Source organism: Psychromonas sp. psych-6C06 (assembly GCF_002835465.1).
Lineage (GTDB): Bacteria > Pseudomonadota > Gammaproteobacteria > Enterobacterales > Psychromonadaceae > Psychromonas.
The window spans coordinates 38,575-53,335 of the sequence record NZ_PIZM01000012.1 but is presented as its reverse complement, the minus strand read 5'-3'; the positions used below and the strand labels follow the sequence as shown (position 1 = coordinate 53,335).

The window sequence follows — 14,761 nt, the reverse complement described above, 5'->3', positions numbered from 1 at the left end:
CCACTTGCTACGATTTATCATTTTTTAACTTATCTATCTCCCAGATAGTTTAAAAAATGACGTTAAAATGTTGCATATATGTTAATATCCAACCACTTAGTTAATCTGACTTTATTTTCACTTAAAATGATATCTTATGCTACTTAATTACCAAATAAAACAGGCCTTTGACATTGATGCAGATAATAAAAATGAGATTATTTTTTTAATCCATGGTTTATTTGGTAGTTTGTCGAACCTCTCAACCTTAGCCACAGAGTTACAAGCATACGCTCATATTGTATTAATTGATGTGCGTAACCATGGAAAAAGTCCGCAAAGTGAAAGTATGACCTATCCAGAAATGGTCGCCGACATTTTTGCCTTGGCGGATCACCTCGAAGTACAGACGTTTTCTATTATTGGGCACTCGATGGGTGGGAAAATTGCAATGGGTTGTGCGTTAACTCATCCCGAGCGAGTTAAGCGCCTTGTTGTGGCGGATATCGCACCAGTTAACTATGCCGATAAACACAGTGAAGTGTTTAATGGTCTATTATTGCTTGATGTTAAAAAGATTAAAAATAGAATGCAGGCAAATGAACAACTGTCACGATATATTGACAGCCCTGAAATAAGACAGTTTTTATTGAAGTCATTGCACAAAAAAGAGCAACACTTTCACTTTGTTTTTCATCTAACCGCGCTTGCGAATAACTATCAACACATTCGAAATTGGCCCTACGAAAAAAGTGTTTTTAATGCCCCTACGTTATTTATTAAAGGTGGTAACTCCGACTATATCTTACCCGAGCATCAAAAAACGATTATGCAACAGTTTCCTAATGCACAACCTAAGATTATAGCTAATACAGGTCACTGGTTACATGCAGAAAAAGCAAAGACATTTAATCGTTTAGTGATGCAATTTTTTCAAGAAAGAGCAGATATTGACGCGCACTAATGTAAATTAATATGTTATATTCCCCTCTTTAAAATGAAGCCTTGAACATGTTACAACAATATACTGAACAAATTGAGACCCTTGGCTTGTACGGTTTTTATCTTTTCCTGTTTTTATTAATGGGGCTCTCTGTACAGGACGTATTAAAACGCAGTAATGTTCCAAAATTTGGACGTCATATTGTGTGGGCCGTTTTGTTTTTTGGTTGTGTCGGTTTTATTTTTAAAGCAATCGTTGAAATTGTTTGGGCATCTAGTTAAATATAAGAAAGAGATTAACGATAATAAAGCGCAACTTTAGATCTTTTTATGTAAATAACTAATCGCAAATTTTTAGGTAGAAAAATGGCAAAAGAATCATTCGATCGTATTACCCACGATCTTTTTGCTGACGAAGTACGTCCAGGTAGGCCTAAAAGCAATCCGCACTCTCGCAAAGTACAGCTTAAAATTAATAAGCAGAAACAGGTGCAGCGTGATAAGCAAAAAGGTTTAAAGCGTATTGAGTTAAAAGTAGACAGCGAACTATTTAGTTTGCTTAATAAGCTTTCAAAAGAGCAGAATATAAATCGCAGCGAACTGATTACGCAGTTACTGCATGCACAGATTAACAATTAACAAAGGTAATAATATATGGCAAGCGTTGGCATTTTCTTTGGTAGCGACACAGGTAATACAGAAGCTGTTGCTAAAATGATCCAAAAAGAGCTAGGTAAAAACCTCGTTGAAGTGAAAGATATCGCGAAAAGTAGTAAAGAAGAGATCGCTGAATTTAGCTTGTTATTATTTGGCATCCCAACTTGGTACTACGGTGAAGCACAGTGTGATTGGGATGACTTTTTCCCGGATTTAGAGGATATCGACTTTAACGAAAAATTAGTTGCTATCTTTGGTTGTGGTGATCAAGAAGATTACGCTGAATACTTCCTTGATGCGATGGGCCAACTAGGTGATATCGTTGAAAGTAAAGGGGCGATTATTGTTGGCAACTGGCCAACCGAAGGTTACGATTTTGAAGCTTCTAAAGCACTTGTTGATGATAATCACTTTATTGGTTTAGGCATCGATGAAGATCGCCAACCAGAACTGACTGCGACGCGTGTTAAAACGTGGTCTAAGCAGATTTTTGATGAAATGTGCCTCGCTGAACTGAGCGATTAATTATTGTTGTAAGGAACACGATTATGTCTTTAGAAAATATAGCGTTAAAAGAAGCGGGTTTAAAAGTAACTTCTCCACGTCTAAAAATCTTACGTTTATTACAACAGCCTGAGAACCAACATTTAAGTGCTGAAGATTTATATAAAAAACTGCTTGAACAAGGCGATGAGGTTGGTGTAGCAACGGTATATCGTGTTTTGAATCAATTTGATGATGCGGGAATAGTCACTCGCCACCACTTTGAAGGCGGAAAATCAGTTTTTGAGCTGACACACCAAGAGCATCATGACCACCTTGTCTGTTTAAAATGTGGTGAAGTGATCGAGTTTAACGATGACTTAATCGAAGAGCAACAAAAGCTGATTGCCGCAAAATATGGTATCAAGTTAACTAACCATAGTTTATATCTCTATGGCGAGCCCGTAGATGGAAAATGCAATCATAAGTAATTCAACATCTTTAAAAAGGTCTATTTACCTAATGGGTAAATAGGCCTTTTTAATTTAGCACCTATAAAAAACACTAATACCAAATCCATTAAATAACTGATCAATCTTACTGGTTAAAAAAGCTATTTTAGCGTTAAAAATTTCGTAAAGGGAGCAACCATTTACATCAATTTTCGCCATGAACTAACTCCTTTTTCCTAGGTAATATTTGATCACTATATTAACGGAATTGGTATAATGAAAACGAAATTATCATCTATATTCATCATTTAACGATTGATCCCATAAAATCCTGATAGTTTTCCATCGTTCAAGCAAATCAGCTTAGCAATAGCTGACTATTGAAAGCTGATTTATCGCAGAAATGTGGGGAAATAGCAGTGCTGTATCGCTTTGCTTATCCTAAGTTGAGGTTATTTAATTAATCCAACCTCTTTATAATAACGAACAGCACCTTTATGGAGTGGCGCTGTAATTGAGTTGCTCACCATCTTATGCTTTTTTAATAACTTAAAAGCAGGGTGTAATTGGATGAATTCAGCATGATTTTCAAAAATTGACTTAACCAATTGATAGGCGACCTCTTCTGAAAGTTCAGATGTGGTTGTGATCACCGCACCAACGCCAAATGTATCAGTCGCATTAGGGCTACCACGATACATACCACCCGGAATCACTGCTTTTTGGTAATAACTAGTTTCCTCCGTAATACGATCAATTTTATCCCCGGCTACATTAACTAATTTAGTTTGACAAGCACCTGATGCCTCTTTAATTGAACTATTGGGGTGACCAACGACATAAATAATGGCATCTACTCTATCATCACAAAGCGCTTTAGCTTGTTCACTTGGCGTGAGCTCTAAAGCGGTTTCAAAATCATCTATTTCCCAGCCATATAAATTTAACAACATTTCCATTGTGGCACGCTGCCCAGAACGAGGTGCACCAATATTAACTCTTTTCCCTTTTAAGTCTTCAAAGCTACTAATATCAGAATCGGATCTAGACAACACTGTAAAAGGTTCTGCATGAACAGAAAATAGTGAACGTAAAGTAGAAAATTTCCCTACTTCTTTATAGCGCCCAGAGCCTTCATAGGCATGGAACTGCCAGTCTGATTGCAGTACGCCAATAGTTAACTCTCCACTTCTAATACCTTCGATATTATAAATAGAGCCAGGCGTACTTTTAATTTCACAATGATAATTACCATCCGTTATTTGATTAGCAAGATGGCAGATAGCACCACCGGTTGGATAATAAACACCAGTCACACCACCTGTCCCAATGGTTAAATATTGCACCTTACTGTGCACTGAAAAAGACAGTAAAAGAAACATGAAAAACGGGATTGTTGCTAATGCTTGATGTGCTAAACGCATAATAGTATAACTTCCTTGAATTAACTGATTTTACGTAGTAACACTTTTGAATTACGTTTCAAGTTATACATCTCTTTCTTAGCAGCTGGTAACTGATTGATATCCGTAAAATCAAAACCGCGTTCACGGAACCAATGAATACTTTGTGTGGTTAAAACAAAAATAGATTCTAAGCCTAACTCACGCGCTTTACGCTCCACATGAGTAACTAAATTATCTGCACGCGCACTGCGTCGATATTTAGGGTGACTAACTAAACAGGCCAACTCGCCCATTTTTTCATCTTTAAAGGGGTACAACGCGGCACAGCCAATTACCATGCCATCGAGCTCAACGATTAAAAAATGATGGATCTCATTTTCTAGTAACTCGCGAGAACGTTTAACTAATACACCTTGCTTTTCAAGGGGCTCAATTAACTCAAGCAATCCGCCAATATCATCAATAGTTGCAGTACGAATCCGCTCAGAGCTCTCTTTTACAATTTGAGAGCCACTGCCGTCACGTGTAAATAACTCTTTAAGTAATGCCCCCTCTTGATAATAACTAATAAGATGGCTTCGAGTAACACCCGCTTTACATGCGGCAATCGCAGCACGTAAAAAACGTAAAGTACCGGGTGCCTCACCAGCTTCATAGGCAATGGCATCAACATGCTTTTGTGCCTCCTCAGGTAAAAGCTCTGAAATAAGTTGCCCTGATTGATCTAACACACCAATATTAGAACAAAAACCAATCAATTTATCTGCCTGTAAGGCAATAGCAACTTGTGTTGCCACTTCTTCTGCTAATAGATTAAACACCTCGCCAGTTACCGAAAAACCTAATGGAGAAATAACAGGAATAGCACCCATATCGAGATGAGTTTTTAAACCTTCCACATCGATCCTTCGTACTTTACCAGCGTGACAATAATCAATGCCATCTTTAACACCAATCGGCTGTGCAGTCACCACATTACCCACTACAGTTCGAATACTTGCCCCCTGCATTGGCGAATTTGCAAGTCCCATCGATAAACGCGCTTGTAACTCTATTTGTACAGCACCAACCGCTTGTTTAATGAGAGCTAAACTTTTCTCATCAGTGATACGGACATCATTTTCAAAGGCACTTTTATGGCCATGTAAATCAAGTTGCTTTTGAATTTGAGGTCGTACACCATGTACTAAAACAAGTTTTACCCCGAGGCTATTCAGCAGTGCAATATCATTGATAATATGCTGAAAGTTATCTGTCTCTAGAGCCTCCCCTCCTAACATTAATACAAAAGTTTTGTTCCGGTGCGCATTAATATAAGGCGCTGAGCTACGAAACCAATTAACCAATTGTTTTGAATTTTGTTCCACTTGCATCGTTTTACCTGTTATGTCTTATACTTAGGGAGACTTTTCTAGTATTTTTATTTTATCAATTCAATCATCGTTATCCAATCAAAATAACCAATGAACGTGCTGCAACTAAGTACTCTTTACAGGCAAAATACTTTTTATCTCCCTCAACATAAATATCTTCTCCTCCCTTTAATGCAGTATCAACGACTCGTTGCCACTTACCACTAGGGGCTGCTGGTAACTCAAAAGTTAAATCTTCCCAATAAGCATTAAATACAACATAAGTTACATGATCAGAAGCAGGTTGTTTGCTCTCCATAGCAATGGCATGCGAGTGCTCTCCCCAATCGGGTTGGTTTACTTTAATACCGTGCCAGCGAATACCTGATTGGGCAATTATGTCATGTAATGAATCACGCCTTGCATCACTTAAATGTACTGCTTCTAATGTCGTACGGTGTTCAATAAGTGCCTTGGTAAACCGAAATAACTCCTTGTTCTTTTTAACATTATCCCAATTAAACCAAAAATCAGGGTTATCTTGGCAGTAGCCATTATTATTGCCAAGTTGACTCCTTGCTATCTCATCGCCCATTAAAATCATCGGTGTGCCTAAAGAGATAAGGTTAATCGCAAGTAAGTTTTTGATCTGTTGTAATCGTAACTGGTTTATTTTCTTATCACCCGTAGGCCCCTCTACACCATGATTCCAACTAAAGTTATCAGAGCACCCATCACGATTTTGTTCTCCATTAGCTAAATTATGCTTATCGTTATAACTGACAAGATCATGGAGCGTAAATCCATCATGACAAGTGATAAAATTAACTGATTTTTCGGGCTCTAGATTATGTTCACCGTATACATCGGGGCTACCAATTAAACGTGAAACAAATTTTCCCACTAACCCAGGGTCTCCGCGTACAAAACGGCGAACATCATCACGAAAATGACCATTCCATTCACGCCAACGCTGCCCAGCAAGGCTTCCAACTTGATAGAGCCCGCCGGCATCCCAAGCTTCCGCGATAAGTTTCACTGGTGATAAAATAGGGTCAGTATCTATACTCCATAATGTAGGAGGGCTGAGCATGGGTCGGCCTAATTCATCTCGGGAAAGAATGGACGCTAAATCGAAGCGAAAGCCATCCACATGCATCTTCTCTACCCAAAAATGTAAGCTATCGATGATCATTCGACGTACTACCGAATGAGTACCATTTAAGGTATTACCACAGCCACTAAAATTCATGTAATGCTTTCTGTCTTCCGACATAATGTAATACACGCTACTGTCAAAACCTCTAAAAGAGAGAGTTGGTCCATTTTCATCTCCCTCCGCCGTATGGTTATAAACCACATCCAAAATTACTTCTATATCAGCAGCATGTAAAGCTTTTACCATATCCCTAAATTCATTAATAGGCCCAAGTACCGATTGATCTGAACTGTACTCTCGATGAGTTGAAAATAGCGATAATGGGCTATAGCCCCAATAATTAACTAGACCGGCATGATGCTCACTGGGATCAAATTGATGCACCGGCATTAATTCAACCGCTGTAATACCAAGTTCTTTAAGGTAGGGGATTTTTTCTACTAAACCTGCATATGTGCCGCGTTTATCTTCACTAACACCTGAGCTTGGATGGCGAGTAAATCCCCCCACATGCATTTCGTAAATAACACTGGTTGCAAACGGATGTCGTGGATGCTGATCATCTTCCCAGTCATAGTCGTCAATATCAACCACGACACTTTTTAAGCATTTATCGACATTAGAGCCCTCTTTAATAGCGGCCTCGCGACAAAAAGATTCTCCCCGCTCAACTAATAGTCCATAGGGGTCAAGCAATACTTTATCGGGTTGGAAAGATAATCCTTCATGGGGACGGTAAGGACCATTTACACGAAAAGCATAAAGCTGGCCAGCAGTCACACCTTCAATAAAAATGTGCCAATAATAGGCAGTGCGGTTGGTTATGTCGGAGAGTTTAAATATTTTACTCGCATCAGCGGAGTCTTTGTGGTCAAAAAACAATAGTTCAACGGATTCGGCTAAACGTGCATAAACACAAAAATTTGCACCATTTTTACTGAATGTAACACCTAGCTTATCGGGTACACCTTGAGACACTTTATACATAATACACTCTAATCCCTGTGATAACTGTTACCAAATTATAGAGGAAATCCCCTCCACGGGGCATAAACAATTAATTAAATGGCAGACAGTGCAAATGGCGATTCATTGAGGCGACTAAAAAGAGAGGTATAGCACATTTTTTAAAGATAAGCGGTCAACTATAATCCCATGATATTTATCATCTTCTCCTTTTTTAGCTAGTTATTTAACAAAAAATAAAATTTATGACGTGGAATTATAAAAAACCCTTGACTACCATTATTTTTGATTGTGGTTTAAATGGGTTTTCTATTATTTATTTACAAATATGGCCTATTTTATTTTTGAGATAATACATGGAGTATTTATGAAATTTCAACAAACGCTAACCTCACTATTTGTCATTGGTGCTTTATCTGCCTGTGGTGGAAGTTCTTCATCAAACTCAGTTGCTGATGAAGCGACTACATCTGTCTCGGGTAAGGCAGCCGACGGCTATCTTCGAAACGCAACAGTATGTTTAGACTTAGATAAAAATAAGATGTGTGATGCAGGAGAACCCTCTGCTACTACAGGCGAAGGAGGAGCCTTTACTCTTGAAGGCGTAACGCAAGCAGAAATTGATGAAAACCCGCTATTAGTGATCGTCACTAAGGGAGAAACGGTTGATGAAGATTACTTAGACGATGCCAATGGTGGTGTAGTACAAAAAGCTTACACGCTAAGTGCTCCAGCCGGTTATACCTTTATCAGCCCACTCACAACACTGGTTCAAAATGAAGTTGAAAATGGTAATAGTATTGAACAAGCGGAATCTTCTGTACAAGGCAAATTAGGTACCACGTTGGCATTGGATAAAGACTATGTTGAGGCGAAAGCATCGGGGGATGACGCAGCCGAATTTAAAAAGCTACATCAAATTGCACAGGTCACCGCCAATGTGATCGCAACCAATATGGATGCATTAAAAACAACAGCTGAAACTGAAGGGGTAGAGCTAGATGAGCTGGTTTCTCTAATCACAACTAAGGTATTTGCGGCCTTAGCTACCATCACACAAACAGTAGAAAGTGCAGCACTAGATGGCGATGATAACTTTGATGTTGAAAGTATCGCAACGGATATTAATGAAGATCATGTAGCGATTGAAACAGAAGGTCTAAAAGAACAGGTGGCGCAAAATGAAGCGACAAAAACTTCAATGCAGATTAGTTTAGCTGAATTAATTAAAGATGGTGGCATTCATTGGTTTTGGAGTGAAGAAGACGACGATACTATTTTCTTAGAGTTTGGCATGCTCAAGCTAGACAGTGCTGGCGATGTTATTGATGACGAATATGAAATTGATGAAAATGATGAGCAACAGGTACTTACCTTTGAAGTTGACCCCAAACAGTTAATACTCACCGACAAGGGGTGGGTTGCCGAAGATGACAATATAAAAACTATCACGCTTAATGCAGATGGAAGCATCACATTAAATATGGGTACAACGGCGCTAAACGAAACCGTAACAGCTAAGGAAATTGCGATAGAAGGTCTCAGTGTGCAAGCTGCACTGCAAAACTCTGGTGGGGATGGCACTTGGGCTGAGGCAGTTTCAAGTACACTTAAATTCCCAGCTGGTTCAAAAGCCTACCAACTCGACTTTACACCATCTTCAGCCTCAAGCCCCTATGGATTTAATCTCGGCGATTGGTGTGAAGAGGGTAACCCAACAAGATGGGAGCAGTTAGGCGAATCATGTAATGGTGTTGATTGGGATGGTGAACCAGCAACAACTTTAGATCCAATGATTATCAATGCAAGCGCAAGCACTCCCCCTTCTATGGCAGAAAATAGTATCTATATTGCAGGATTAACCGAAAACCAAGTAAACGGCGATATTATTATGCAAGTAATACAAGGAGGGAAAGCTGATTTTTATAAACGCTTATTCTATCCAACTGATAGCACTACTAAGCTTGCCTCAGGAACATGGAAAGACATTACCGTACACGGCAAAGTACTTCGCGAATTCAGTGTTCCGAGCTCAGTTGCCAATATAGATACGAACTGGTCAGATGTTAATGAGGACAACAATAAGTTCTTCCATACTGTATATAATGGCTTTGTACGTGTAGTATGGGAAGATACAGAAGATGGCGATGATGGTGAACTTGTATTTAACGAAGTGGCGAAGAATACAATTCTAACTAATGCCTCTCGAGATATGCTACCAGAGAAAGAACAATCTGAAAATGGTGGGGAAACTGAACAACCTGAAAATGAGGAAGAAACTGAAATCCCATCAGGGACAGAACAAGCGATGTCGCAAGGCTAACCCGCCCCAAAAATTCCTCACATTTAAAGCCCGTTCAGTTAAGTTTCGGGCTTTTTAGTTTTCCTCGCCCATTAAGCTTCTCTATCACTACTAAACACAGGTAAAGAAAGATGCCAATAAATTGCCGATAACCTCAGAGAGAGTGTGCCTAGCATCGCAATCATCATTGCGACAATCGGACCGAATGCTAAATAGTCACAGATAACATACAAGGTGGCGCCTAAAATAGACGCGGTTGCATAAATCTCTTTCTGCAATACGAAGGGAATTTGCCCACTGAGCATATCTCGGATCATTCCGCCTACAACCCCTGTGACACAGCCCATCACAATAGCAACTGGACCACTAAAGCCAAAAGCGAGTGCTTTTTGGGCACCGATAATGGTAAAAATAGCCAAACCGAAAGCATCCAAAATAGGCAGTAGGTAAACGGGAAAGCGATGTATGCGATGTAACCAATACACTGAAATAATGGCAGTTAATAAAATGACATAAATGTAAGTATTATCAATTATCCAAAAAACTGGCGTCGCCCCCATCATCATGTCACGAATCGTCCCCCCACCAATACCTGTCACACCGGCAAGAACAGTTATCCCAAATGGATCCATACGTAAGCGAGTGGCCACTAACACACCTGAAATGGCGCAAGCAATAACCCCAATCATATCGGAAATATAGATAAATTTTTCAAGCATTAACAGACTTTCCATAGCAAGAATATTAGGCGGCGAATATTAACCACCTAATAGCTATGTTGCAAGTTAGACGATAGGTTTTATCATATCTTTTTTAGGCGTAAGTCAACGTAACGCGCACAGTTCGCACCTATCATTAATAAACAGGGGGTTAATATTAATGTCAATAATGTGGCAAAGGTTAGACCACCAGCAATAGCCGTTGCTAATTGTGCCCACCACTGGGTAGAGGGCGCACCAAACTCAACGGTACGTGCCACAAAATCGATGTTCATTTTTAATACCATGGGCATTAAGCCAAGGATTGTCGTCACTGTTGTCAGTAATACAGGGCGAATACGTTGCGCACCGGTACGAAGAATTGCATCGTGCGTAGTTAAACCCCGATCCCTAAATACATTATAAGTATCAATTAAAACGATATTGTTATTGACCACAATACCCGCTAAAGCGATTACGCCTATTCCAGACATCACAATACCAAAAGCACTTTGGCTTAAAAATAGGCCAATAAAGACGCCCGCTGTCGAAAATATTACGGCACTCAAAATCAGAAATGCTTGATAAAAAGAATTAAACTGGAGTACTAAAATAAGTGCCATGACTCCAAGAGCAACCATAAATGCATTTTGTAAAAACAACGAGGCTTCTTGTTGCTCTTCATTTTGACCGCGCACTTTTATGCTCACTCTTGGATCTAACCCAAGATCAGGTAACTCAGCCTCCAGTTCAGGTAAGATAAGGCTAAGATTATAGCCCTCTGCCATATCCGCACTAACCGTCATCACAATGCGCCCATCTACTTTTTTAATCGATGATTGCTTAGGCATTGGAGTCAGGTCGACGAAATGGCTAACTGGTATTTGCCCTGCTTCAGTTTGTATACGTAGTTCGGTCAATTTGCTCAAGCTTCTCTCATCAGCAGGGTAACGAACGCGAATATCTAATTCATCATCAACATCATCAGGTCGATAAGTACCTAACATCAACCCATTAGTTAAGAACTGGACACTGCTCCCCAATAATGTTGCATCTGCACCATAACGGGCGGCATCTGCACGGTTAATTTTAAATTGCCATTCAACTCCCGGTTTAGCTCCATCATCTTCTAGGTTGATGAAGTAAGGTTTAGCAGCCAGTGCATGGTGCAACTTATCAGCAGCTTCCTGTAATAACTCAGGAAAACGAGAGCTTAATTCAATCTGCAGCGCTTTTCCTGTTGGAGGCCCTGCTTGATCTTTTTTAAGTTCTATTTCAACACCAGGTAATGCCACCGTACGAGCTTGAATATCTGCAATTATTTCATTTGCACTACGTCGTTCATGCCAATCTTTAAGGTTAATTCGCATCGATCCAACCGTTTCTCCGGTTGAGTCGCCTGTTTTTACATAAAGCGTATCGATTTCATTTTGTAAAGGAAGTATTTTTTCCTCAATGGTAGACATTATTTTATCTTGTTCATCAATCGAAAAGTCACCATAAGAACGTACTTTCACATTGATTCCGGGTGGCTCTACTTCTGGGAAGAACTCCACACCTAAATTAGACTTGATAAAAAGCGTCATACCAGATGCTGCAATGGCAATCGCGATCAATAACACCCACCAAGGGCTATTTATGGATTTATTTAAGGTTTTAACATAGGCACCGGTAATGCCGGTTAATGAAAGCAAATCACCTTTGTCGGCAATAATCGCTTCTCGTTCATTTTTCTCTGAAAGTACACGTGGTTTACCAAAAACACTTCCTAACACAGGAATAAATATAAGGGCCATTAAGAGTGAAGCACTTAAGGTTGCGATTAATGTTAAAGGGAGATACTTCATGAACTCGCCGGTCACACCTGGCCAAAAAAGTAGCGGAGCGAAAGCGGCTAAGGTCGTTGCTGTAGATGCAATAATAGGCCATGACATACGTTTCGCGGCCGTCACATAGGCCTTATGACGCTTTACACCAGCACTCATTTCACGATCGGCAAATTCGGTGACTACAATGGCGCCATCAACCAGCATACCAACAGCCATGATCAGTGCAAATAACACAACAATATTGACCGTGATCCCGAACATCCATAGAACTAAAATACCCGTTAAAAATGAGCCGGGAATAGCCACACCAACTAAACCTGCGCTGCGAACGCCTAAAATGGCTATGATCACAATCACCACTAATAAGACTGCACTTATAACATTGTTCTGCAAGTCATTAAGCATCTGCTTTACATCTTTGGATTTATCTCCCGCATAACTAACCTGAATGTTATTTGGCCAAAATTGGCGATTTTCATCGATTAGAGTTTTCACCTTGTCCACGGTTTCAATGATATTTTCCCCGGGGCGTTTTATCACCTCAAGTGATACCGTAGGCAAACCATTAACACGGACAAAATTGTTAGAATCTTTAAAGGTACGACGAATCTGTGCAACATCAGCAAAGGTGATGACTTTATCCCCAGTTACCTTTATCGGCATCTCCATGACATCTTTAACCGAATCAAATACCGAGGGAACTTTAATGGGAAAACGCCCCTTACCATTATCTAACACACCTGCTGCAACAAGACGGTTATTACGAGAGATAAGGTTATAGATATCGGTCATATTAAGTTGATAGCTTTCCATTAATAACGGATCTACTAAGATCTCAACCATATCTTCACGGTCACCGCCTATCCTTACCTCTAAGATTTCGGCAAAACTTTCTAACTTATCCTGCATTAATCGAGCAAGGGTTATCATTGCTCGCTCGGGCGCATCGCCGGAAAGTAAGATAGTTAACGCAGGGTTTTCGGTTGCTAAAGTAACCTGCTTAACAATTGGTTCATCAGTATCCTGGGGTAATTGCCCTTTGGCTTGGCTAACTTGCTCTCTTACATCAATCAAAGCATTCTTAATATCGATGCCAACATAAAACTCCAGTACCACTGAAGCATGACCAGAGCTTGCCGTAGACTTCATCTCTTTTATGCCTTCAATACTGCGAAGTTCTTGTTCTAATGGGCGTAACAATTGTCGCTCTGCATCCTCTGGAGAGATCCCCTCATGGCCCACAGAAACATAAATAATAGGAATGGGTACATCAGGATCAGATTCTTTAGGAATGTTAATATACGCCGAAAGCCCTGCAATGAGTAAAAATGCAAGCATCATTAATACCGCGCGTTTTCGTTGTAATGCGCCCTCAATAATTGCGTTCATGACTACTCCTCAACTGCGCTTGCATCAACCTGTGCGCCGGGTTTTACAAAACCTTGTCCTAAAGTAATAATATCTACTGGCTCATCAAAGCCAGATAACCAAGCTCCATCATTATCAGCCTCAACCAGTTTAATTGCTTTAAAGACAACGACGCCATCTTTCACTAATTTCACCCCCAAGTTACCCGCTTCATCCAAGGCTAAAACCGAAGGAGAAACATATATCGCATCAACAGGGTATAGTGGTATCGTTAACCTTGCACTAATACCTGAAAATATACTGAACTCAGGATTATCAAACTCCGCTTCCACACGAAAGGTACTACTTTGACTGTCCGCCATTGACGATATGTAGGTTAATTTCCCTTCAATAATATCACCGGAGAGAAGCTCAGCAGTGACTTTTTGGCCTTTTTTAAGTTGCGTAACATGATGCTCTGTTGCATCCCCTCTAATTACGATGGGATTCGTATTCTCAATACTAAATATCGGGTCGCCTACTTGTACATAATCCCCTTTATCAGAAAACTGCTCCTGTAAAACACCAGAAAATGGTGCAACCACATTAGTACGTTTTAACTGTAGTTTGAGTTGACGAACCGTAGTTTGTGCAGCAAGAAATGTACTATTTACTTCCGCCAAACGAACGCGTCCTTGCAACCCTTTTTCATTTAAAGATTTAACCGCTTTATAATTTAATTCACTCTCTTTTAATTGCGCTTCTGCTTGTGCCAAACGTTCAGGAATTTCACTTTTTTCAATATTGGCAATACTTTTATTTCGTTTTACATAATGGCCTTTTTCTGCGCCAATTTTTATAATTTTGCCAGGTACTTCAGCGCGAATAATCGCCCGGCTGTTTGCTTCGCTTTTACCATATAGATTAAGTTCTTTAACCATTTTTTGTGGTACAAAATGGGTTGTCTGCACTTTCGGTAAAGGGGCTTCATCAACTTTTGGGTCATTGTTGCTTAATTGACTTTGTGCAGGGGAGGATAACATCCAAAAAAACAACAAGCCGACAATCACTAATGCTAAATAATAAGGGCGTAATAGAAAATATCTCAGTGCAGAAGCAAGCATAATAAACCTCAAGAAATAATAAAAAAAACACAAGGGATATATTATAGAGATTAGAATTTAATGCG

The 14,761-nt window shown here is 39.8% G+C and carries 12 protein-coding genes; 6 read left to right on the top strand and 6 right to left on the bottom strand.

The annotated features are described in order from the left end of the window. The first annotated feature begins 136 nt into the window (after positions 1-136). The 5 genes from CW745_RS14845 (at position 137) to fur (ending at position 2,552) form a co-directional block, all read left to right on the top strand. The gene (locus tag CW745_RS14845; RefSeq protein ID WP_101109482.1) at positions 137-943 is read left to right on the top strand and encodes an alpha/beta fold hydrolase; all 807 of its coding nucleotides are present in this window, start codon (positions 137-139) and stop codon (positions 941-943) included. 47 nt (positions 944-990) lie between these two features. Beyond that, the gene (locus CW745_RS14840; protein ID WP_101109481.1) at positions 991-1,203 is read left to right on the top strand and encodes a DUF2788 domain-containing protein; all 213 of its coding nucleotides are present in this window, start codon (positions 991-993) and stop codon (positions 1,201-1,203) included. A gap of 84 nt (positions 1,204-1,287) precedes the next feature. Next, positions 1,288-1,560 (top strand): LexA regulated protein, encoded by a 273-nt coding sequence (ybfE, locus tag CW745_RS14835; RefSeq protein WP_101109480.1) that lies wholly within the window; start codon positions 1,288-1,290, stop codon positions 1,558-1,560. A gap of 15 nt (positions 1,561-1,575) precedes the next feature. Then, entirely contained in the window at positions 1,576-2,103 is a 528-nt protein-coding gene (fldA, locus tag CW745_RS14830; RefSeq protein WP_101109479.1) for a flavodoxin FldA, read from the top strand. Between the two features lie 23 nt (positions 2,104-2,126). Continuing rightward, positions 2,127-2,552, top strand: coding sequence for a ferric iron uptake transcriptional regulator (fur, locus tag CW745_RS14825; protein WP_101109478.1), 426 nt, complete (start codon positions 2,127-2,129; stop codon positions 2,550-2,552). A gap of 413 nt (positions 2,553-2,965) precedes the next feature. Here fur and CW745_RS14820 read toward each other — a convergent pair whose 3' ends face one another. The 3 genes from CW745_RS14820 to glgX form a co-directional block, all read right to left on the bottom strand. Continuing rightward, on the bottom strand, positions 2,966-3,937 hold the full coding sequence (locus CW745_RS14820; RefSeq protein WP_101109477.1) for a TAXI family TRAP transporter solute-binding subunit: 972 nt from the start codon (positions 3,935-3,937) through the stop codon (positions 2,966-2,968). Positions 3,938-3,957: 20 nt separating this feature from the next. Next, the gene (gene argA, locus CW745_RS14815; RefSeq protein WP_101109476.1) at positions 3,958-5,292 is read right to left on the bottom strand and encodes an amino-acid N-acetyltransferase; all 1,335 of its coding nucleotides are present in this window, start codon (positions 5,290-5,292) and stop codon (positions 3,958-3,960) included. Between the two features lie 70 nt (positions 5,293-5,362). Continuing rightward, a complete protein-coding gene (gene glgX, locus CW745_RS14810) occupies positions 5,363-7,417 on the bottom strand; it encodes a glycogen debranching protein GlgX (RefSeq protein WP_101109475.1) in 2,055 nt (684 codons plus the stop codon). Positions 7,418-7,763: 346 nt separating this feature from the next. On the opposite strand from glgX, the gene CW745_RS14805 reads away from it, so the two are divergent. After that, positions 7,764-9,719 carry a hypothetical protein gene (locus CW745_RS14805; protein ID WP_101109474.1) on the top strand — a complete coding sequence of 652 codons (1,956 nt, stop codon included), beginning with the start codon at positions 7,764-7,766 and terminating at the stop codon, positions 9,717-9,719. 71 nt (positions 9,720-9,790) lie between these two features. Here the strand turns inward: CW745_RS14805 and CW745_RS14800 are convergent, their stop codons facing one another. From CW745_RS14800 to CW745_RS14790, 3 genes are all read right to left on the bottom strand, one after another. Next, positions 9,791-10,417, bottom strand: coding sequence for a trimeric intracellular cation channel family protein (locus tag CW745_RS14800; RefSeq protein WP_101109473.1), 627 nt, complete (start codon positions 10,415-10,417; stop codon positions 9,791-9,793). 83 nt (positions 10,418-10,500) lie between these two features. Beyond that, positions 10,501-13,614: an efflux RND transporter permease subunit gene (locus CW745_RS14795; RefSeq protein ID WP_101109472.1), complete on the bottom strand. Its 3,114-nt coding sequence runs from the start codon at positions 13,612-13,614 to the stop codon at positions 10,501-10,503. A gap of 2 nt (positions 13,615-13,616) precedes the next feature. After that, positions 13,617-14,696 carry an efflux RND transporter periplasmic adaptor subunit gene (locus tag CW745_RS14790; RefSeq protein WP_101109471.1) on the bottom strand — a complete coding sequence of 360 codons (1,080 nt, stop codon included), beginning with the start codon at positions 14,694-14,696 and terminating at the stop codon, positions 13,617-13,619. Between the last annotated feature and the right edge of the window lie 65 nt (positions 14,697-14,761).

What these genes read in the sequence shown, in the direction of transcription:
- CW745_RS14795 (WP_101109472.1), bottom strand. Translation starts at nt 13,614, where the DNA reads ATGAACGCAATTATTGAGGGCGCATTACAACGAAAACGCGCGGTATTA.
- glgX (WP_101109475.1), bottom strand. Translation starts at nt 7,417, where the DNA reads ATGTATAAAGTGTCTCAAGGTGTACCCGATAAGCTAGGTGTTACATTC.
- CW745_RS14790 (WP_101109471.1), bottom strand. Translation starts at nt 14,696, where the DNA reads ATGCTTGCTTCTGCACTGAGATATTTTCTATTACGCCCTTATTATTTA.
- CW745_RS14820 (WP_101109477.1), bottom strand. Translation starts at nt 3,937, where the DNA reads ATGCGTTTAGCACATCAAGCATTAGCAACAATCCCGTTTTTCATGTTT.
- argA (WP_101109476.1), bottom strand. Translation starts at nt 5,292, where the DNA reads ATGCAAGTGGAACAAAATTCAAAACAATTGGTTAATTGGTTTCGTAGC.
- CW745_RS14800 (WP_101109473.1), bottom strand. Translation starts at nt 10,417, where the DNA reads ATGCTTGAAAAATTTATCTATATTTCCGATATGATTGGGGTTATTGCT.
- fur (WP_101109478.1), top strand. Translation starts at nt 2,127, where the DNA reads ATGTCTTTAGAAAATATAGCGTTAAAAGAAGCGGGTTTAAAAGTAACT.
- fldA (WP_101109479.1), top strand. Translation starts at nt 1,576, where the DNA reads ATGGCAAGCGTTGGCATTTTCTTTGGTAGCGACACAGGTAATACAGAA.
- ybfE (WP_101109480.1), top strand. Translation starts at nt 1,288, where the DNA reads ATGGCAAAAGAATCATTCGATCGTATTACCCACGATCTTTTTGCTGAC.
- CW745_RS14845 (WP_101109482.1), top strand. Translation starts at nt 137, where the DNA reads ATGCTACTTAATTACCAAATAAAACAGGCCTTTGACATTGATGCAGAT.
- CW745_RS14840 (WP_101109481.1), top strand. Translation starts at nt 991, where the DNA reads ATGTTACAACAATATACTGAACAAATTGAGACCCTTGGCTTGTACGGT.
- CW745_RS14805 (WP_101109474.1), top strand. Translation starts at nt 7,764, where the DNA reads ATGAAATTTCAACAAACGCTAACCTCACTATTTGTCATTGGTGCTTTA.